Source organism: Chthoniobacterales bacterium (genome assembly GCA_035274845.1).
Classification (GTDB): domain Bacteria; phylum Verrucomicrobiota; class Verrucomicrobiia; order Chthoniobacterales; family UBA10450; genus AV80.
The window spans coordinates 135125-153920 of sequence record DATENU010000022.1 but is presented as its reverse complement, the minus strand read 5'-3'; the positions used below and the strand labels follow the sequence as shown (position 1 = coordinate 153920).

13 protein-coding genes and 1 pseudogene are annotated in these 18796 nt (G+C 58.0%); 6 read left to right on the top strand and 8 right to left on the bottom strand.

Going from position 1 to position 18796, the window contains the following annotated elements; genetic code table 11:
- Position 1: 1 nt before the first annotated feature.
- From VJU77_16940 to VJU77_16925, 4 genes and pseudogenes are all read left to right on the top strand, one after another.
- On the top strand, positions 2 to 430 hold the full coding sequence (locus VJU77_16940; GenBank protein ID HKP05040.1) for a rhodanese-like domain-containing protein: 429 nt from the start codon (positions 2 to 4) through the stop codon (positions 428 to 430).
- A complete protein-coding gene (locus VJU77_16935; GenBank protein ID HKP05039.1) occupies positions 427 to 831 on the top strand; it encodes a MauE/DoxX family redox-associated membrane protein in 405 nt (134 codons plus the stop codon). The genes VJU77_16940 and VJU77_16935 overlap by 4 nt, the downstream gene beginning before the upstream one ends.
- A 175-nt stretch (positions 832 to 1006) precedes the next feature.
- Positions 1007 to 1318: pseudogene (locus VJU77_16930) on the top strand (GNAT family N-acetyltransferase).
- Positions 1319 to 1321: 3 nt separating this feature from the next.
- Positions 1322 to 1645, top strand: a complete 324-nt coding sequence (locus VJU77_16925; protein ID HKP05038.1) for a hypothetical protein — start codon at positions 1322 to 1324, stop codon at positions 1643 to 1645.
- Between the two features lie 90 nt (positions 1646 to 1735).
- On the opposite strand, the gene VJU77_16920 is transcribed toward VJU77_16925, so the two are convergent.
- The 3 genes from VJU77_16920 to VJU77_16910 form a co-directional block, all read right to left on the bottom strand.
- The gene (locus VJU77_16920; protein ID HKP05037.1) at positions 1736 to 4501 is read right to left on the bottom strand and encodes a hypothetical protein; all 2766 of its coding nucleotides are present in this window, start codon (positions 4499 to 4501) and stop codon (positions 1736 to 1738) included.
- A 76-nt stretch (positions 4502 to 4577) separates the two neighbouring features.
- Positions 4578 to 6173 carry a glutamine-hydrolyzing GMP synthase gene (gene guaA / locus VJU77_16915; protein ID HKP05036.1) on the bottom strand — a complete coding sequence of 532 codons (1596 nt, stop codon included), beginning with the start codon at positions 6171 to 6173 and terminating at the stop codon, positions 4578 to 4580.
- 2 nt (positions 6174 to 6175) lie between these two features.
- On the bottom strand, positions 6176 to 6358 hold the full coding sequence (locus VJU77_16910) for a hypothetical protein (protein HKP05035.1): 183 nt from the start codon (positions 6356 to 6358) through the stop codon (positions 6176 to 6178).
- A 121-nt stretch (positions 6359 to 6479) separates the two neighbouring features.
- Between VJU77_16910 and aat the strand changes: the two genes are divergently transcribed.
- A complete protein-coding gene (gene aat, locus VJU77_16905; protein HKP05034.1) occupies positions 6480 to 7049 on the top strand; it encodes a leucyl/phenylalanyl-tRNA--protein transferase in 570 nt (189 codons plus the stop codon).
- 220 nt (positions 7050 to 7269) lie between these two features.
- On the opposite strand, the gene VJU77_16900 is transcribed toward aat, so the two are convergent.
- From VJU77_16900 to VJU77_16885, 4 genes are all read right to left on the bottom strand, one after another.
- Positions 7270 to 7566: a hypothetical protein gene (locus tag VJU77_16900; protein HKP05033.1), complete on the bottom strand. Its 297-nt coding sequence runs from the start codon at positions 7564 to 7566 to the stop codon at positions 7270 to 7272.
- Positions 7567 to 8221: 655 nt separating this feature from the next.
- Positions 8222 to 8401, bottom strand: coding sequence for a hypothetical protein (locus tag VJU77_16895; protein ID HKP05032.1), 180 nt, complete (start codon positions 8399 to 8401; stop codon positions 8222 to 8224).
- Complete coding sequence (locus tag VJU77_16890) at positions 8391 to 8885, bottom strand: hypothetical protein (GenBank protein HKP05031.1); 495 nt, start codon at positions 8883 to 8885, stop codon at positions 8391 to 8393. Before VJU77_16890 ends, VJU77_16895 begins: the two co-directional genes overlap by 11 nt.
- 171 nt (positions 8886 to 9056) lie before the next feature.
- The gene (locus VJU77_16885; GenBank protein ID HKP05030.1) at positions 9057 to 11180 is read right to left on the bottom strand and encodes an OmpA family protein; all 2124 of its coding nucleotides are present in this window, start codon (positions 11178 to 11180) and stop codon (positions 9057 to 9059) included.
- A gap of 165 nt (positions 11181 to 11345) precedes the next feature.
- On the opposite strand from VJU77_16885, the gene VJU77_16880 reads away from it, so the two are divergent.
- Complete coding sequence (locus tag VJU77_16880; protein HKP05029.1) at positions 11346 to 11708, top strand: DUF2610 domain-containing protein; 363 nt, start codon at positions 11346 to 11348, stop codon at positions 11706 to 11708.
- A 634-nt stretch (positions 11709 to 12342) separates the two neighbouring features.
- Here the strand turns inward: VJU77_16880 and VJU77_16875 are convergent.
- On the bottom strand, positions 12343 to 18552 hold the full coding sequence (locus tag VJU77_16875; GenBank protein ID HKP05028.1) for a hypothetical protein: 6210 nt from the start codon (positions 18550 to 18552) through the stop codon (positions 12343 to 12345).
- Positions 18553 to 18796 lie beyond the last annotated feature (244 nt).

Here is an 18796-nt window from a genome sequence, read left to right as displayed (position 1 = left end):
CGTGAAAGCACTGTTCCGGCAGAGCGCGGTGCTCGTGGCCCTCGCCCTGTTGCCGGCTGTTGTCGAGGCGGTTTACCTGCGGGACAAAATTCCGTGGAACGCACGCGTCGCGGAGTCTGATTTGGTCGACGTCGCGACGGCGCAAGGTTGGGGCGCCAACGTCATCTGGATCGATGCGCGGCCAGCGGATGAATTCGAGCGCGACCACATTCCCGGCGCGGTTTCGCTCAATGAAGATCGCTGGAGCGAAGGGCTGGCTCGATTCCTTGGGAACGAGTGGCTTCCGGAAAAAAAGATCGTGGTCTATTGCAGTGCCGCTAGCTGCAACCTCGCGGAAGACGTGGCGCGACGGCTTCGGAAAGAAGCCAAACTGCCTAACGAGATCCGGATTCTCAAGGGCGGCTGGGAAGCGTGGCAGGCGAAAAAATGAAACGGGTCGTGGCTATTCTGATCGGTGGGCTGTTCGTTTATGCCGGGATCGTCAAGGTCATCGATCCAGTCGAGTTCGCGCGGGATATCGACAACTACAAGATGCTGCCCTGGTCGAGCAGTGTCTGGCTCGCGCTCTATCTTCCGTGGCTCGAAATCTTGTGCGGGCTCGCCTTAATCACGCGCGTTCTTTATCGCGGCAGCGTTTTCATGGTGACGGGCCTGATGTCTCTCTTTATCGTTGCCAGTATCGTTGCTAAAGCGCGTGGACTAGACGTGAGCTGCGGGTGCTTCGGGCATGCGAGCACCTATCTCAGTTTCTCGTGGCATCTTGCCCTCGATTTTCTCGTTCTCGGGGGATTGTTGTTCCTGTGGAAACGTCCATTGCCGGCGACCAGTTGACCATCCGCGAAGCAACCGCTCAGGATCGCGAGGCGGTCTGGGAAATTTTTCGCGCCACCGTCGCGCCGGGCGACGCCTTTGTTTACGACCCGAAGACACCTCGCGAGGAAGCTGAGGCGTATTGGTTCGCGAAGGGAACCCGGACGTACGTGGCTGAACTCCAGGGGAGGTTGTCGGCAGTTACATTCTGCGCCCGAATCGCCCCGGGTTGGGTAACCATGTTTCGAACGCGGGCTTCATGGTCGATCCTGCCGCCCGCCGTCTCGGGGTGGGTCGGGCGATGGGAGAGCATGCGCTCGCGGAAGCGCGGCGGCTCGGGTATCGCGCCATGCAATTCAATTTTGTCATCGCGACGAATGAATCCGCCCTCCGTCTCTGGCAGGAGCTTGGATTTAGGATCGTCGGCACTTTGCCGGGGGCTTTTCGCCACGCCGACAAAGGATTGGTTGACGCTTACGTGATGTTTCGTTCGTTAGAGGAAGCCTAACGAATGCAAACGGTAATCCAGGTGGTGACCACAGGCGGCGGGTCGTTGCGCAACCGGATCATGAGCGATCCGCAGCTCGAGAAGAAATTCAATCTCATCCCCACCGAGCATTTCCGCGCGGGACGTCCGCATGGCTGGGCGAAAATTCACAGCCAGGAAGCGCACGGCGTGATCAATCTCGAATGGCACAGCCGCACCGGCGTTCTGATTTGCCGGGTCGTGACGAAGCTGGGCAACAAGCCGAATTCCATCATCGGCGATTTCATCGATTACCTGCTCGCGCGCCATCAGAGCCGGATTCTCGCCATTCATATCATGCGGCGGTGAAAAATTGGAGCCGGCGCGCCATCGCGCCGGGGAGAGGAGCTTTTCAGTGGCGTTTTCCCCCAACGGCACGAGGGCGTGCCCTCTCCAGTTCTAGAGGTCCGTAAACGGATCGCGCCTGGTTATGGTGCCGCCTTCGCCTTGTTGGTGAATCAGCTTCGCTACCAGGCCTGTCCAACCGGTTTGATGACTCGCGCCCAGGCCGGCCCCGGTATCGCCGTGAAAATATTCGTGGAACCAATAAAGGTCGCGATCGTGTTCCGCTTTCAGGGCATCGCCGCTGGCGCCTTCGAAGGGACGGGCGCCGTTTCTGTTCCGAAGCCAGAGGCGGATCAGGCGGTTCGATAAGTCGTTGGCAATTTCATTCAGGGTCAGGAGCTGGCCGGAACCTGTCGGGCATTCGACTTTGAAATCGTCGCCGTAGTAATGGTGGAACTTCTGGAGGGACTCGATGAGCAGGTAATTGATCGGCAGCCAAACCGGGCCGCGCCAGTTTGAGTTTCCGCCGAAAATATTCGTCTGCGATTCGCCTGGTTCGTAGTTAACCACCCGTTGCGCGCCATCCTCGGTGTAAAGAACGTAAGGATGCGTCGCGTGGAATTTGCTGAGCGAACGGACGCCGTAGTCGCTCAGAAATTCGTCCGGGTGCAGCATCCGGCGAAGAAGGCACTTCATGCGATGGCCGCGGGTCAGGGAAACCAGGCGGCGATCGCCGGCCCCCGGTTCGTGCCAGCGCGAGATCAGGCTGGCGAGATCAGGCCGATGTTCCAGGTACCATTCGAGGCGCTCTTTGAATCCTGGCATGGCGTCCAAAAGCTCGGGCTCAATTGTCTCCACGGCGAGCAGCGGCATCAGGCCGACCAGCGAACGAACTCGCAGCGGCAGGTAGCGACCGTCGGGCATGTGGAGGACGTCGTAGAAAAATTCGTCCGGCTCGTCCCAAAGACCGATCCCCTGTCCGCCGAGATTGTTCATCGCTCCGGCAATGCCGAGAAAATGCTCAAAGAACTTGGTGGCGATATTTTCGTAAACCGGATTCTGGCGCGCCAGCTCCAGCGCCATCCGCATCAGGTTGAGGCAGAACATTCCCATCCAGCTGGTGCCGTCACTTTGCTCCAGATAGCCGCCTCCCGGCAGGGGCGCGCTCCGATCGAAGACGCCGATGTTATCGAGACCGAGAAAGCCGCCTTGGAAAATGTTTTTTCCTTCCGAATCCTTCCGGTTCACCCACCAGGTGAAAGAGATGAGGAGCTTGTGGAAAACCGTCTCGAGAAAAGCGCGGTCGCCTTGGCCGGATTGTTTCTCCTCGATTTTGTAAACTCGCCATGCCGCCCAGGCCATTACGGGCGGATTGACGTCGCTAAAGTTCCACTCGTAAGCGGGGATCTGGCCGTTGGGATGTTGATACCATTCGCGCAAAATGATATCGAGCTGGTCCTTCGCGAATTTTGAATCGACCAGGGCCAGGGGAATGCAATGGAACGCCAGGTCCCAGGCCGCATACCAGGGATATTCCCACTTGTCCGGCATCGACATGACACGCTCGTTATAGAGATGGCGCCACTCGGCGTTGCGGCCTTTCCGGCGCTCAGGCGGTGGAGGCGGCTGGCGCGAATCACCCTCGAGCCATTCCTCAATGACGTAGTAATAAAACTGCTTGCTCCAGAGCATCCCGGCCAGCGCCTGGCGATGGATCAGCCTGTGTTCCTGGCTCAGGGACGCCGGTTCCAGCCCCGCATAAAATTGGTCGGCCTCGTCTTTTCGCGTTCGAAAAACTCCGTCGAAATGTTCGAATGCTTCATGCCCCAGAACCGGGAGGCAGACCGGCCGGGGATGGGCGCCAGGCTCGCCGGGAGACTCCGCTTCCACTGGTGGTTCGCCCACGCGTCCGAACCAAAGCCGCACCGTTTCGCTCTCGCCAGCCCCAATCGTAAATCGGTAGTGCGCGGCCGCTTTCGTCCCGGCGCGCTCCGGATTTACCGCCTCCTTGCGGCCATGCACGATGAAATCGTTGATGCCATCCTTCACGAATTTCACCTTGTTGCGGGAAGAGAAGAGCCGCTCGGTGTTGGTCTCGTTCTCGGTGAAAAGAAGATCCGGGCGGCCGTCGCAGTGGAGTTTGTATTCGCCCAGCGCGTCGTGCACTGCCTGGATGGTCGGGCAATGGCTGATCAGGTCCGAGCTGGCGCGCAGGGAGGGAAGGCGACGGTCGCTGCCCCATGACCAGGTATTGCGAAACCAAAGCGTCGGCAGCAAGTGAAGATCGGCAGGCGCGGGCCCCCGGTTCGTCGCTGTAATCCGGATGAAAATATCGTCCGCGTCGACCTTGGCGTATTCCAGCAGGATATCGAAGTAGCGGTTATCCCGAAAGACACCCAGGTCCCAGAGCTCGACGTCCGGCTCGCGCTTGGGCCGGCCGGAGTTGACCGTCACCAACTCATCATAGGGAAACGCGGCCTGCGGATACCGATAAAGCATCCGCATGTAGGAATGAGTCGGCGTGCTGTCGACGTAAAAGTAGACCTCCTTTACATCTTCGCCGTGCGAACCCTGCGGACCGGTCAGGCCGAACAGCCGCTCTTTCAGGATGGGATCGCGACCGTTCCAAAACGCAAAGGCCAGGCAGAGCCGCTGCTTGAAGTCCGAAATCCCGCCGATTCCGTCCTCGCCCCAGCGGAACGCGCGGGACCGGGCGTGATCGTGCGGGAAATAATTCCAGGCGTCCCCATTAGCGCTGTAATCCTCGCGGACCGTGCCCCAGGCGCGCTCCGCCAGATACGGACCCCAGAGATGCCAGCGCTCGTCCTTCTTATTCTCCGCGAGGCGCTGCTGCTCGGCGTTCACGAAGCCGATTAGCAATCAAAAATCGCAAATCGGCAACTCCGAATTAATCGCGAGCACCGAAGCATTTCGGTGTCGAAATTCGAAAATCCGATCACTCCCACTCGATTGTGCTCGGGGGCTTCGTGGAAATGTCGTAGCAGACGCGGTTCACGCCTTTGACTTCGTTCACGATCCGGTTGCTGATCCGCGCCAGCAATTCGTAAGGCACGCGAACCCAGTCGGCGGTCATCCCGTCCTGGCTCTCCACGATGCGCAACGCGATCGTGTTTTCATAGGTGCGCTGGTCGCCCATTACCCCCACCGATTGCACCGGCAGGAGGACCGCGAACGATTGCCAGACTTTGTAATACCAGTCCGCCGCTTCCATCTCGCTCGTGACGATCGTGTCGGCATCCCGCAAAATCCGGAGGCGCTCCGGCGTCACTTCCCCAAGAATTCGCACCGCCAGGCCCGGGCCGGGAAATGGCTGCCGGTAGACAATCTCCTTCGGCAGGCCCAATTGCAGTCCCGCCTGCCGGACTTCATCCTTAAATAATTGCCGGACCGGCTCGACCAGCTCGAAATGCATCTTTTCCGGCAATCCGCCGACGTTGTGATGACTCTTGATCACGTGCGCCGGGTTGCCGCCAATGGCCACGCTTTCGATCACGTCCGGATAGAGCGTTCCCTGCGCGAGGAAATGGTAGCCGCCGTGCCCGCCCGAACCATCGGCGGCATCTTCCGCGAGCAATTCCTCGGTCGCCTCTTCGAAGACCTTGACGAATTCGCGCCCGATTATTTTGCGTTTCGTCTCCGGATCGGTCACGCCTTCCAAGAGTTTCAGGAAACGCCCAGCCGCGTCGACGTACTTCAGCCGGATATGAAAATTTTCCTCGAAAACGCGCTGGACAATTTCTTCCTCTCGCGAGCGGAGTAGCCCGTTGTTAACGAAAATGCAGGTGAGCTGGTCGCCGATCGCTTTGTGCAGGAGCGCCGCGACCACGGAGGAATCAACCCCGCCGCTCAGGCCGAGCACCACTTTCTGGTCGCCCACCTGCCGGCGGACCCGATCGCAGGCTTCCTCGATAAACGAGCCCATCGTCCAGTCCATGGCGCAGCCGCAAATGTGAAAGACGAAATTCTGGATGATTTCTTTTCCGCGCGGCGTGTGCGCGACCTCCGGATGGAATTGGAGCGCGTACAATTTGCGGTCCGTATCTTCCATCGCGGCAAAGGGCGCGTTTTCCGTCCGGGCGGAGCTGCGAAACCCGGGAGGCATCGCGGTCACTTTGTCGGCGTGGCTGCACCAGATGTCGATTTGTTCACCCACTCCGTCGAAGAGCCGCGATCCGTCAAGGATCTGCAACATTCCCGCGCCGTATTCGCGTCGCTCGCTGAATTCTACCTGGCCGCCGAGATGATGCGCCATCAATTGCATTCCGTAGCAAATCCCCAAAACCGGAATGCCGAGCGAAAAGATCTTGGGGTCGGGCAGGGGCGCCCGTTCGTCGTAAACGCTCGCCGGACCTCCGGAAAGCACGATCCCCTTCGGCTGGAGGGCTGCCACTTCCTCGGCCGGGATGTTGAAGCGAACGATTTCCGAATAGACCTGGCATTCGCGAATCCGCCGGGCGATCACCTGGGTGTATTGCGACCCGAAATCGAGAAGGAGAATCTTGGAATGGGCGGACGGAGCAGCGGTCTTCACGGCTAATGGCGCTCCTGAATGTAGGGATCGTCGTCGCGATTCATCGGGCCCAGGGTGCCTTCCCCGCGGATGCCGCGTTTAAATTTTTCGCCAGCCTCTTGCCCCAGCGATTTTTCGAGCGGATCGGCGCAACCGCCCAGGAAGAGGGCGGTGAGGATAAAGAAAGCGATGGAGAGTGCCTTCAAGCGCTGACAATAATGAAGAAAGTGACGAGTGACAAGTGGCGAGTGACGAGCTTCGAATCTGGCGTTGTCGCGAACTTCTTTTCTTGTCACACGTCACTCGTCACATGTCACTTTTTCCCGAATGATTGATCCCGAAGTCTTGCTCCAGGGATACCGGCTGGGCGTTTTCCCCATGGCGATGGAGGACGGCGAGATTGGGTGGTTTTCGCCCGACCCGCGCGCGATCCTGCCGCTGGAGGAATTTCACGTCCCTCATACCCTCCAGCGGATCAAGCGGAAGAAAACTTTCGAGATCCGGGTCGACGCTTCCTTCACCGAAGTGATGCGTCAATGCGCGCACCGCGACGAAACCTGGATCAACGCTGAGATCATTGAGAGTTACACGCGACTCCATCGGCTGGGACATGCTCATTCCGTTGAGGCGTGGCAAGATGGCCAGCTCGCCGGCGGCCTCTACGGGGTGTCGATCGGCGGCGCGTTTTTCGGCGAGTCGATGTTCCATCAGGTCCGCGATGCCTCGAAGATTGCTCTCCTGGCCCTCGTGGAACGGTTGCGAGAGCGGAAGTTTCTCCTTTTGGACACTCAATGGACCACGCCGCACCTGCGCCAGTTCGGCGCCGTTGAAATCCCGCGCGCTGAATATCTGCACCTCCTTGCGACCGCCGTAAATCTCCCGCGCAGTTTTTTGTAGGGCGGGCGCTCCGCCTGCCGGGCGGGAGAAACGCGGCAAGCGGAGCGCTTGCCCTACAACCGGTTTGTTGCATAGTGACGCCCTCGCGACGACGACTTCCAGGCGTCCGCGCCATCGGCTGGGTAGCTCAGTTGGTAGAGCAGAGGACTGAAAAGACTCAAAATGGGTTTTCGGTGTTTTTGCTTGGTTTTGCGTGGCGTTGTTATTCCCTGACGCAGAATCATTTCGGTTGAACCGATGAAGTTTTGGTGCTGTGCAGTTTTGCGCCATTTTGCCGCCAGGAAAGGCAACCGGTATCAGATTGGGGTATCAGATTTGTCTCTTTCAAAGAGTCTGTCGAACCGTCACGATGCTTTCGAAGTTTGCCCGCAATCGCCTTCTGGACTGCCAGCGCACCCTTCTTGTAAACAGCCACAACGAGCAATTCACCGTTTACATAAACGGCCCAATTCCGGCGACCGTAGCGCATGACCGTAATTTGAAGTTTGATGGGAATAATGTGTCCTAATAAGATCACAATGTCACGTCAATTCCTATGTGAAATAGCGAACAAACAAGGGTGTCGTTTCCTTCTCGCGACCGTCAAATGCTCGACGCTTTTTGTTATGAATAACTAAGCTTATCGTCTGGCCTTTTTCGTTGGTGTGCGACGGGCGAGCCAGTGGTCAATCGCCAGAATAACTTCTGCATTTGGCAACCGATTCCGGGAGAGTATTTTCGCGAGATTTGATTCCCATGATCGTGCCGGGCGACCATATCGTTCGGCGAGATGTCTGGCGAGCTCGGCTTTGGCACCTCGACGAGCCAGTTTGCGCGCAGCAGCTCGCACCCAGTGATCGAAATACGGTGTTTCGCGTTTCATTTCTGGCCCGTCGGGGACAAATCGGACCTAAACCATCCGCGTGTCTCATTCAATAATGAATGGCGTGCAATTAAGATTGAGCATCCTCCAGAATCGCAATGGGTGTGAACCGTAAAATCTAATTTCCGCTTTGTTTTACTATCTTTGGCGTTTCTCGACGCGCCAGACTTAGGATTGCGAAATCATTGATTTCAAAGCGTCGCTTTTTATTTCAAAGCAAATTGTGTTTACGAGGGAAAAACGCCTGTAGCGGCGAATTACACCAATTCTAGCGATGGAGAGCAGAAACCTGCTCGATCTAGCACAAATTCTAGCACACGGACGCGGCAGACTTGCACTGTTGAAGTCGGTTTGGCAGATTTTTGTCCCAGTTGTGCTGGAAATTGCGACGACCGCTGAACCCGGCGAGTGCCGGTCGCACGAGCGAGCCGGAGAGCAGCGCGTCGGACAGGTCGATGCTGTCCGGCAATTTAGCGACGTCAGTGGCCATGAGCCATAGCGGAAACGTGACCTCGTTTATATCCGACTCGTGCCCGCGCAAACGCGCCGCGCTCGCGCGCGACTTCCGCCGCGGTGCAGCGCGTGGCGCAGGTCTTGCCGCCGCCCGGCTCGCCGGTCACGACCAACCGAAGTCTCCCGGCAGCACGAAGCACCTGGCTCCAGCGCTTCTCTTGATGCTTACCAGAGAGCCGCGTGCGCTCGTATTGCTTCATCAACATCTCGTCGGTAAGCGAGATCGTGCTGCCACCGAGTGACTGCCCCTGAGCCTTGCGGCCGAGGGTATCGTCCTCCTTGCGAATTTCGCGCTGCGTCAGGACAATCGGCTCAATGAACGCGGAGCCTGCTTTGAGCTTTTTCCCGCAAAATTCCCACGGGGTCAGATCCACCGCCTCCGCAAAGCGCTCGAGAAACTCAATCGCTTCCTCGGCCAGCCGGGAATGGACCGATAGAAGCTGTGCGAGGGTGGCGGGCATTGATAATACCTTATCAGAAGTTGGATTTCGGACGAGTCCGTGACGACAGCTTTCATCGACAGCTTCCTGCGTCGGGTGGTGAATCACGCCCTCCTTCCATAGAGGCCATGACAGATGCAGAGCAGGCGATCGTGGAAGACCGCCTGCTCGCCTCGTTTTTCCGGCGGGGCCTCAATTCGCCGCCGTGGAGGGTTTCCAGTAGACGATCACCCGACGATTCTGCGCCCGCCCAGTTGCGGTTTCGTTGGGCCCAGCAGGGCGGGTGGAACCTGCACCGGCTACGATGGCGACCTTCATTCCGCAGGAAGACATTTCAGCGGCGGTCCGCAGTCCGCGATCCAAGGAGAGATGGTCACGAAGTTCCTCTGTTCCTTTTCCGTCGGCATATCCAATGACGATCCACTGGCCTGCCGCAGGGCCGATGGTGGCAGCCTTTTCCGCCAGGCGTTCGATTTCCTTTACGGCCTCGAAGCTTAGTTCCGAACTACCTGAGTTGAACTTAATCACCAGCTGCAATTCCGCGTGATCCACGAGCGCGGCGTGACTGTACTGTTCGTTAAGCGAGACGATACGCGGTTTCGAGGGCAACTCCTCCGGTGGAGGTTCTGGCGCAACCGGTGGTTTGGTCTCAACGACCTGCGCAAGCTCCGTCGGGGGCGACGAAAGCAAATCCTTTACTGCGTAGAGCAAAGTGAACTTGGATTCCCCGACGGCGATGGCGTCGACGATCACGCGGCTGATTTCCGTGGCATCGCCAAATGCCGGCACCTCGTTATTGCCGATTTTCACCGGCGGCGTATCCTTTACCCCGGGTTCAAAGGCGAGCGCTTTCCCCTGAGGCTTGCCCTCCTTGTCCAGGACGAGCTCTTCCATCGAGGGGCCCTCCGGAGAAACAGGATCGTTCGGGCCGGTGGCCGGCGCGCTTTTTGGTTCCAGCTTCAGCGCCCGCAATTGCTCACGGATGCTTGCGAGTTGTTGCCTGCCTGGGGGTTCAGCACCGTAGGTGCCCGCCACGAAGCCCGGATCAGCCTTTGACTTGATCGTCACCGGCTCGCGTTTCCCGCCGCCCGCAACCATGAGCGAAATCGCCGGGACGACGACCGAGGCCTTTCCATTGGCAGTCGCAGACTTTGCCGGCGCCAGAAGGTCGATCAACGCCTCCGGCAGCGCGTGTCCATCGGTCAACACGGAAGCCGGCACGATAACCTTCAACTCGACGACACTTTTCGGCGTCGGCGGATTACCGCAGCCGGAAAAACCGCTGGCGAGCGCTGCCGAGAGGAGCAGGAGCGCGGCTTGGCGTACAAACGGCGCAGTCGTCTGCTGGGTGCCATTGCGAGAAGTTTGCGGCTGATGTTGCTCATCGCTTTCTGCGGGCACCTCATTTGGCATCGTGATGGGGCGGACCGGTTCCTCATCCAGCATCGTCAACTGCGCACGTAGCCCCGCATCTTTCACGCTATTGCGCGTCTCGGGACAATCCTGCGCCGCGGCCAGCGTAGCCAGATCGTGATCAAGGAGCAGCCCCCAGGTGCGCAGGGTGTATCGGGTGTCGCCGATACCGATCAGCGCGTGGCGGTTCACCGTGCATTCCCGGAGCGGCAGTTGGCTCTCGAAGAGATAGTTGCGAGAGGCATGGATAACGCATTTCGCCGTAGAGCGATCCTCGCCTAATGTGCGCCGCCATTCCATTCTTAAACCCAGTGTCAGCCAGGCATGCGCGATTGCGTAACCGGTGCAGCGCCAATGCAAAAAGGCGGCTGAAATATAGACGAGCCCCATCAGCGCAATGATTGCCGTTGGGGTTTCGTTGAGGCTGCCAATACTTGTGAAGGAGGTAATCTTCCAAGCGGCCGAGCCGGCAATCATTAGCGACCCCAGCCCACGAATGGCCCGGTCGCGCAAGCGGTTGCGATGGCGGATGTAGGGTTTCTCCTGATCATCTGCCACGGCGATCAAACAGCGAATACGGCAGAGGTTTCCCTGCCGATAGTGGGCCAGCAGCGCTCCCAGAATATCGACCGCCACAAGTGCCAGGGCTGCGGTCAGTTCGATGGATCCGATCCGCATCAGATTGGCCAGGCCGTAGGTTTCAAGCCCGAGCGCCAAGATCAGACCGAATGTGTCGCCAAAAACATTGGCGGTATGGAAGAGACCTGTGTGCGGCGTGGCGCCGATGGTAGGATCGTGTTTGCGGGTAGCGAGAAAGCGCTGCTTGATCTCGCGGCTGGGTTCGTATTGGTGGTCTTCGTATTGAGGCATGTGGATGAGGTGGTTGAAAGTTGAGGTTTTCACTAACACTCATCCATAGGCGGCCCAGTGGCCGAGTGTGACGCGCCACCATCAGTCCCGCAACTGCTGGAAACCGGCTTGCCGCTTTCCCATGAGGCGTTGAGAGCGCTCTTCTGCGTTTTAACGCTTGAGCCTCGTTAGATTTTAGAGTCTCCTCTTTGCCCGAAAATGAAAATGTTTGTCATACCGTGTCGGGTGAATGAGAAATTAATCCCAATTCAATTTTACCTTGGCGAACCCACTCCGGGAATTATCAATGCACTCCACTTCCAAACAGCCTGGCTTAGGTCAAATCGTGGGGTAGAGGTGCCCGCCGAGACATTATTTGAATTGGCAGAGCTTCGGCGAATGACCATCGAACACAATGCTTCTTTTTCGGAAACGTGCGCATACGCATTAAATTTCCCCTATGATGAAGAGCTGCCGGTCGCGGATAGCCCTGTCATGGCAGCCGTATGTCGCTTTGTCGAGCACTTGCGGCTTATGTTGGAAACGGTCCGCAAAGCTATTTCTGAGACAAACGCCGTGTAAGAACAGCGAAAGTGGTTTCGTCCGCGGTAATCGTGTTCAGTTCGGAGGAGAATATTTCGCAGATGGCATTGAGAATCGGGGATGCCTAGGGAGTGCTCGAAAAGGTCAACGTATTCACCCATGCTAGGATGGAACTCAGAGTAGCGAAGGCCAGGGAGATGAGGATGAGGATAAGGCGCGATGTCTAAGGCGAACGCACGACCAGATCACAATCCACGCGGCAAATTTGCGAAAGTTACTTTGTTGGATTGAATTAGCTTAACCCCCCCAGATAGATCCTCACTGTAAACATAATTGAAGAGGTCTTTGAGCGAGACACGGTTTTCATCGGCGATCTCGCGCAGTTTCCAAACGCTCTGAACATCAACCTTTTGGGACTCGACGAAAGGAAGCACAGAAAGCAATGCTTCTCCCAGACTGGGACCATCTTGATACCATGTTCCTTACGGGTTCACGCCGCCTTTCGCGATCTCCTTCGGTTACCCCCCGGATGTCCGCCAAGGGGCACTTCCAACCCCCCCTCTCAGCCACGCAGTCTGGAAATCGACCGGGATGGCTAGCGCAGGAGCAGGAGTGCCCTATATGTCTGCACACGAATTCTGCCCAATCAGTTCACGCGGGATTGCAAGTCTGTTCACGAGATAGATTCGGGCATATGCGGCGGAGCGACCTCATTACCTATTGTGAGGATAAAGCGAACTATACTCCAGCTTCCCTCCGCTGCTTTGTTCGTGACATTCATAAACCAGTCGGCGGTGTTCACATTCTGCGCACCGTAAAGCCGACGCAAGTAGTGCCGCAACTGATATTCTGCGATCCGCTTTCCGGCGACGGGGATCTCCGAGATATAGAGCGGAAGCGTTTCGGGAGCAACCGTGATGGCTTGTGGGAAAATGGCCGACGCGGCAATGTCGCAGCAGACACAATCGAAGCGTCCAGCTTGGAGAGGTTGGTCCATCATACCCAGCTTCTGGTAGAGCACGGTAACGATGCGTTGTTGCAGCGCGAGGGAACTGGAAACGAAGGTTTTGCTGAACTCGTCCGTGGGCTCGAAATACGAAACTTCCCGATCCTTGATTCGCAGCAAAGTACGGAGAATGAGCGGGGGAAGCGGCCGGGCATTGCTGGTCTCCTGATGGGTGACTGAGTTAGCCACCATGTTCAGCATCACCATCACCGTGCGCGGACTGGAGCGAGCGGACTCCGACGCTTCTTCCGCCGCAGCGAGAAGATTTTCTGCATGCTCCTGCTGGCAGCGCAGAGCGGCCCAGATACCACTGACCACGCCGACGTCGTGCCCAGTTCTCGCACCGTAAGCAATAAGAGCCGATTCCGCGCCCCCGGTTGTGAGGGCCAACAGCCGGATGGCCGCGCGGCGCCCTGGGTAGGCATTGTGCCGGATGGCGCATTCGCGCAGCACCTCGCACTGCAGCAGCGTGAGGCGAGGAGCTACCGTTTGACGCAGACGTGGCGCTAAAGTGAACGCGCCATCCAAGAGCATGAGCAGATTAGATCGTGGAAAAAGGATGTGGGCATCACTGCCGTAGGTGGTGGGATCCCAGATGTTCTTCTTCAACAACTGCTCAAGTTCCATGGCGGCGGCTTGAAGGCACCCTTCATTTCTTGCCAGCAGCCAGGCACAAAATTTTGTTTTGGAGAGCAGAGACTCGCTTATGAGCGGCGAATCTAGCGCGAACTGCATGGCGCTGACCCACTGTTCGGGTGCGAAGGCTGCCCCCACCTCAAGAGCGCGCTCCTCTTCGTAGTGCTCGAGCAGAAGCGCCACAATGGCGATGCAGAGCGGGACCGCCAGAGCTTCCTGCACCTCCAAGAACCATGCGACCTCCGCAAATGAGGCGCGTGCCTTTCCCGTGAGTTCGTCCGCTAGCTGGTGCAGAAGGCCGGGCGCGACTTCCTCGGCGATCCGCCCGCTAAGAACGAGGAGGACTGTGGAATCACCATCTGCTTCGGTCCAGCGAGCCAAACGACTCTGCAGACACTCAAGCAAACCTCCTAACGCCACGTTCTGTTCCGTCTTCTCGAGGCCCAAGCAATTGATAAAGTTGCGCCACGCGTAGGCTGCCAGCGCAGCCGACGGCGCGACCTGCCGCTCCACGATAGGACGCAGGCATGCATCAATCTGCCGGGGCATTGCGGTTCTGTTCAGCAGCTCGGGGCCGCAAGTCCGAAAGAGGCGGCCGGCACAGAAGAGGCGTTCACTCAGCCAAGTCGGGGTGTTCGGCAGAACTTGCAGAAGATACTCAAGCACGCTCCCATCGATGAGCTGCATTCGCCCCAGGACGTGCGCCGCCGTGCAGTCTCTTCCCTCGCGCAAAGCCCGTTTGTAAAACTCCGCGACTATCTGAGCATTATCGAAGATAATCCGGTCAAGAAACCACCCGACGTGAAGGGCAAGGCCGGGCCGATCCCTCCCGTATCGCTTGGCTTGATCCGCGACTTTAAGTAGGGTCTCCTGCCCAAGCCTTCCGGCGACCCAGCCGGCATGGGCTTCTGATTTAGGGTAAAGGGCGACATGGGTTCGTTGCCGGATTAGGTCGTCTCCGGATTCGAGAAGACGACCAATCCGCGCGGCAACGGAAGGTGGACAAAGCCCGTGCTCTAGTAAGAGCAGGGCGCAGATGTCGCGGAACGACTCGTCATCTGCAGAATGCAGCCAAGCGCGGAGCGCAAAAACGGCGCAGCGCGCTACGCGTGGAATCTTGCGCAGCAGGGAAACAAAGGCACGTGCACCGCGCAGCGGCAACTCGTGCTCGAGCGACATTGCGCGGCTGCGCGTAAGGAGAAAGCCGGTTGTGTTCACTCTCTGCACGAAGGAAGCTTGTTTTTCCACATTCTGCGGATCACGGATGCACTCGTTCCAGCAAGCGTCGAGATCGGCTTCCGGAGCTTCGCCCAAGTTTCGAAGGAGGACATGTAGCCGCTCGCCGCAGCGCAGCAGATGTTCCGGTAGAGTCCCAGAGGAAACGTCCGGAAGGGAGATCTTGTGCTCGAGTCGCGCACTATGTTGGATCATCCGACGAAAGGCAGAACCCCCAGCGACAAACTTTTGCAGGAAGGCATGTAGACGATTGCCGCAACGCAGTAGGTATTCGGGTGCAGTCTCAGAGATCGCGCGCCGGTGGGGAAGCTCACGTTTAAGCGAGACATCGCGTCGAGTCCTGCAGTAAAAAGCCCAGGCACCAGCAACAACCTCGTCGCTGCGGCAATTCACGGAGAGCAGTTCCAGTGACCGAGCCTTCTCCCGCGAATCGTTCACGCGGTTTAAACAACGCTGCGCCATGGGGAGATACTTGTCTTCCATGTGTTCTCGGAGTGAGACGGCGAGCGCGCACCATCGCACCGCCAAAGGTGACGGCATCGTGTCCACTGAGTCTGGAAAGCGGTCGGCTCCAACCCGCGCCAGAGCCGAAAGCACCATGCTACGCGCGCGATAGCAATCTTCCTGCAAGGCCTGTTGTGCGAATAGGAGCACCTCTGCCAGCATGGCTGGGGCGATTTCCGCAATGAGAGGGACTAGGTTAGCCAAAGCCCAGCCTTGAAAAGGATAACTCCAAGCGGGACTGTGATAAATCACATCCAGCGCCGCTGCAAGCCCTTGCCAGGTTTCTTTTTCCATAATTTCCGTGAGTTCACGCTCGGCTGAAGAATGCGCGTCTTCGAAACAAACGTTTGCCAAGCCTCGCTCTTGGCGCGCGCTTTCCGACCATGGCACCCATCGCAGCCAGCGGGTGAGAACGGCGGGATCGGAAAGTGGACCACCGATAGTGTCCAGTGTCACCATCATGTTATAACAGGTGTCGTTCGTGAAACCTGGATCGTCTTCCAGCGAGCCGTTAAGGGCTGCCGCCATAAACTCTCCTAGGGCAACCACGCGCATCGGCTCGGGAAGTAGGTGGAAATCTGAGGCGAGCTTCAGTGGCTGTCCACCATAGCGACGATGAATCTGATGAATTCGCCACAAAGCATGCGCATCTTTCACGTGCGCGCGGCCTAGCGTCATAGGCTGTCTCTCAATGCTCGCTTTTACTACACTATCGCGCGCCAGCGGACCGGCGCGGATCATCGCGTCGCGCAGGATTTTTTCCAGCACAGAAGCGCGTCGACGCAAAAGCGGAGCAATCTCCCTCCGCCGGATCTCCGGAATATCAATTTCAGGCGCCTTCTCTGGGGCCAAGCAATAGCAGGCGACATAGGCTTCAGCGCATTTGGCGTCATTCGCAGATTCGGCTTGAATGATCGCCGCCAATTCCTGCACGATTTGCGGCACGGGAAGACGGTTTCGGATCCAGCCGGTGAAGGCCTCGTCCAGGGGCGAAGGCATAAAGATGCTCTCCGCGCGAAAATCTAGGCCCTCATTGCGGATTAGCTGCAGCCAAGGTGATATCTCCAAGTCAAGTTCGCAAGCGGCAGAATGCCGTCGGCCAAACTGGGCGGGGCTCAGCATGTCGTGAACCAGCGCGGCACGTCGGGCGAGACATCGCTCCATGCCGAGGTAATTAAAACCTCCAAAAAGGATGGCAACGGTACAGAGAAGCTTCGGATGTTCTCTCAGATAGGCGACACCAGGAGGGTCATCGAGCGTCAGCAATTCGCGGAGTTGAATAGCCTCAGTGAGCACGGAGTGAATCTCGCTCACTGCTTCTTCGGGATTCACTAGCATGGGAAGGGGCCGGGAAATCACGTTCATGCGCAAAAACTCGTCCAAACCCTTCGTCTCCTCTGCTGTCGGACGGCGAGCAAACTTCTCAGCGAGGTGCTCCAAGCGACTGCCGGCGGCAGAGGTTAAATAAAGGTGCACCGGCCATCCAGCTTCCACGGAGTCATGACGCAGCGCGCCGAAGACCGCTCGGGCGAGGCGGCGAGTTGGATTGAAGATATTTGCCGCGCGTAGGAGTGAGGCGGCGAGACAGGCCGTTGACTCATCTTCCAGCTGTACAGCTAGCCATTCATGCACGCGGGCGCGATTCACTACACTGCGCTGGAGCACGAAAAAAGCTCGCTCAATAGGTTGAGTTACTATGGCTGTATCCGCAGCCGTTCCCTGCGCGCGACACCAGTCACGGAACAATGTTTCGCAAATGGCCGCGAGGTCGCCCTCTTCTAGGGCGCCTATATCCGCAACGCCGCTGGCGAGTAGCATTGAAAAGTAGCCCGAGCACAGCCCGCCGATTTTATGCCAGGCGGCGATCACGCCCTGCAGCGTCCACGCCGGTCGAATGTTTCGACAGCGCCGCTTTTCTGGCAAGGTGAGAAGACCCAGGGTCATGCGCACCACTTGCGTCCAGACGGGGAGGTAAGAGCAACGCAATAACTCCTCGGGGAGCTGTTGATGAGCCACTAGAGCTGCCGCCGCCAGATACTCTTGAAAGGTGAGATGGAGAAACGAAAGGTGCTGCGCCGCCTCACTTCGTTTGGTAAAGATACAGTCGTTCTCCAGCAATTGCTTGAGAAGTTCTTTCTCGTTGCAGAAGAGCACCTCTATCTCCGTCGTGGAAATGGATGTCTCGGGAGACATCTGTAGCGCGGCATGCGCCAGCAACTCAATCTTACGGGCGGTACTCAGATCGTGATGATCGGGGCTGCCTGGGCGCGACTTGGACGCCTCGTCGCCTAGGATACGTCGGAGGATATCGTAGTAAAGTTCGGAGCGAGTGCCCGGCAGCCTTAGCTCCCGAAGATTGATGCGCCCATCCCGCAGCTTTTCGAAGCAGTCGATGCAGAGCATCGTGAGGATGAACGGATTAGCGCAACTATCGAAAATGCTTGGGTTTTCCCGCAGAAGATTGCGCACCATGCTTTGCACCTGTGAGCCGGTGAAGTTTGCGAACTCTCTGTCGCCGGCGTGAAAGAAGCTCTCGATATAGGCATCTATTTCCGGGGGACGAAAGGGTAACAGGCGCGGCTCGCGGTATCTCATCAGGCGCTGATACCCATGAAACCGGGAACTCAACACAATCTGCATTCGTAGGCAGGATGGGCTTGGTGCCAGCAGCGGTTGCAGCAGCGTCCGGACCTCTTCAAAGGCGGCGCCCCGTAGCTCGTCGAGTCCATCCAAGCATAGTAGCGGTGGAGTATGCGCCTCCTCCCCTTCGCTCATCCGGCACGACCAATGACGCGCCACCGCACCAGCAATGTGTTCAAGAGCGGGAATCTGCTGGGCCGCTGCGGCGAGCAGGATTGAGAATGGAACGACCCACTCTTCCCGCTGCGACCCCAGCGCTCGGGTCACGGACCGACCAATCCGCTCAAGCAATTGCTTTTCGATTTCTTTCTCGGGCCGCAAGAGCTGCGGGACCGTGCGCAACGCGACGAAGACAGGCGGGCAGAGTTCTGATGATAGCGCGGTCTGCGCCTGCAGAACAGCAGCCTGTTGTTGCGCACGCTCTCGAACCTGTCGCCGGAGTAGCTCGGATTTGCCCGAACCGGGATCGCCCAAAAAGGTGCAAACGCGAAAATCTGCCCAGCTCTCCGGTCGGTATGCTATATATTCTGCGGTGCTGCTGAGGCCGCGACCGAGTTCCGGCCGAAGGGCGCTTTCAACCGGGTGGTGAAACTCGGTCGTGTCGCCCACTTCAGAGGACCAGCGGCCATGCACCTCTGTCTCGCCTACCGCGCTCTTGGTGCGAGCGTCGGTCCGCCGCTCGTATTCTTCGCGGCGCTCGACGCACCGCAATGGCTGCCAGACCTTTTCTAGATCGATTCCCGGGGCGTGCTTTTCGAGCAGCGGATGGCGACCGTAAATGGAGATCAGTTGAGTTAGATACTCAGCCAATGCCTCTGCACTGCTAGAGCGGACATTAAGAAGCTGTCGAAGTGAAGCCATCCCGGTTAATCAATCCAAAAGAAGGCAGCGCGGCACGTCAATATTCGGCTGATCACTGCCTCAATTCGCCTCGTGTGATTGCCGGGCCTCGGTCTCACCTCCGCAACCACGCACACCACATCGGCTCGCACAAGAGTCTTCGTCGAGGGTGGAGCACTCATGTCTAGCGAGGTCTAGCGCCGAACACTGCATTGTGTGACGGACGGATCGTCGATTTGGCATGAGTCGCCTGGACTGCACGGCT

Bases quoted from the DNA above. Each gene is read 5' to 3' on its own strand.
- VJU77_16935 (HKP05039.1), top strand. From the start codon at position 427: ATGAAACGGGTCGTGGCTATTCTGATCGGTGGGCTGTTCGTTTATGCC.
- VJU77_16925 (HKP05038.1), top strand. From the start codon at position 1,322: ATGCAAACGGTAATCCAGGTGGTGACCACAGGCGGCGGGTCGTTGCGC.
- aat (HKP05034.1), top strand. From the start codon at position 6,480: ATGATTGATCCCGAAGTCTTGCTCCAGGGATACCGGCTGGGCGTTTTC.
- VJU77_16895 (HKP05032.1), bottom strand. From the start codon at position 8,401: ATGGCCACTGACGTCGCTAAATTGCCGGACAGCATCGACCTGTCCGAC.
- VJU77_16890 (HKP05031.1), bottom strand. From the start codon at position 8,885: ATGCCCGCCACCCTCGCACAGCTTCTATCGGTCCATTCCCGGCTGGCC.
- VJU77_16880 (HKP05029.1), top strand. From the start codon at position 11,346: ATGAAAATGTTTGTCATACCGTGTCGGGTGAATGAGAAATTAATCCCA.
- VJU77_16875 (HKP05028.1), bottom strand. From the start codon at position 18,552: ATGGCTTCACTTCGACAGCTTCTTAATGTCCGCTCTAGCAGTGCAGAG.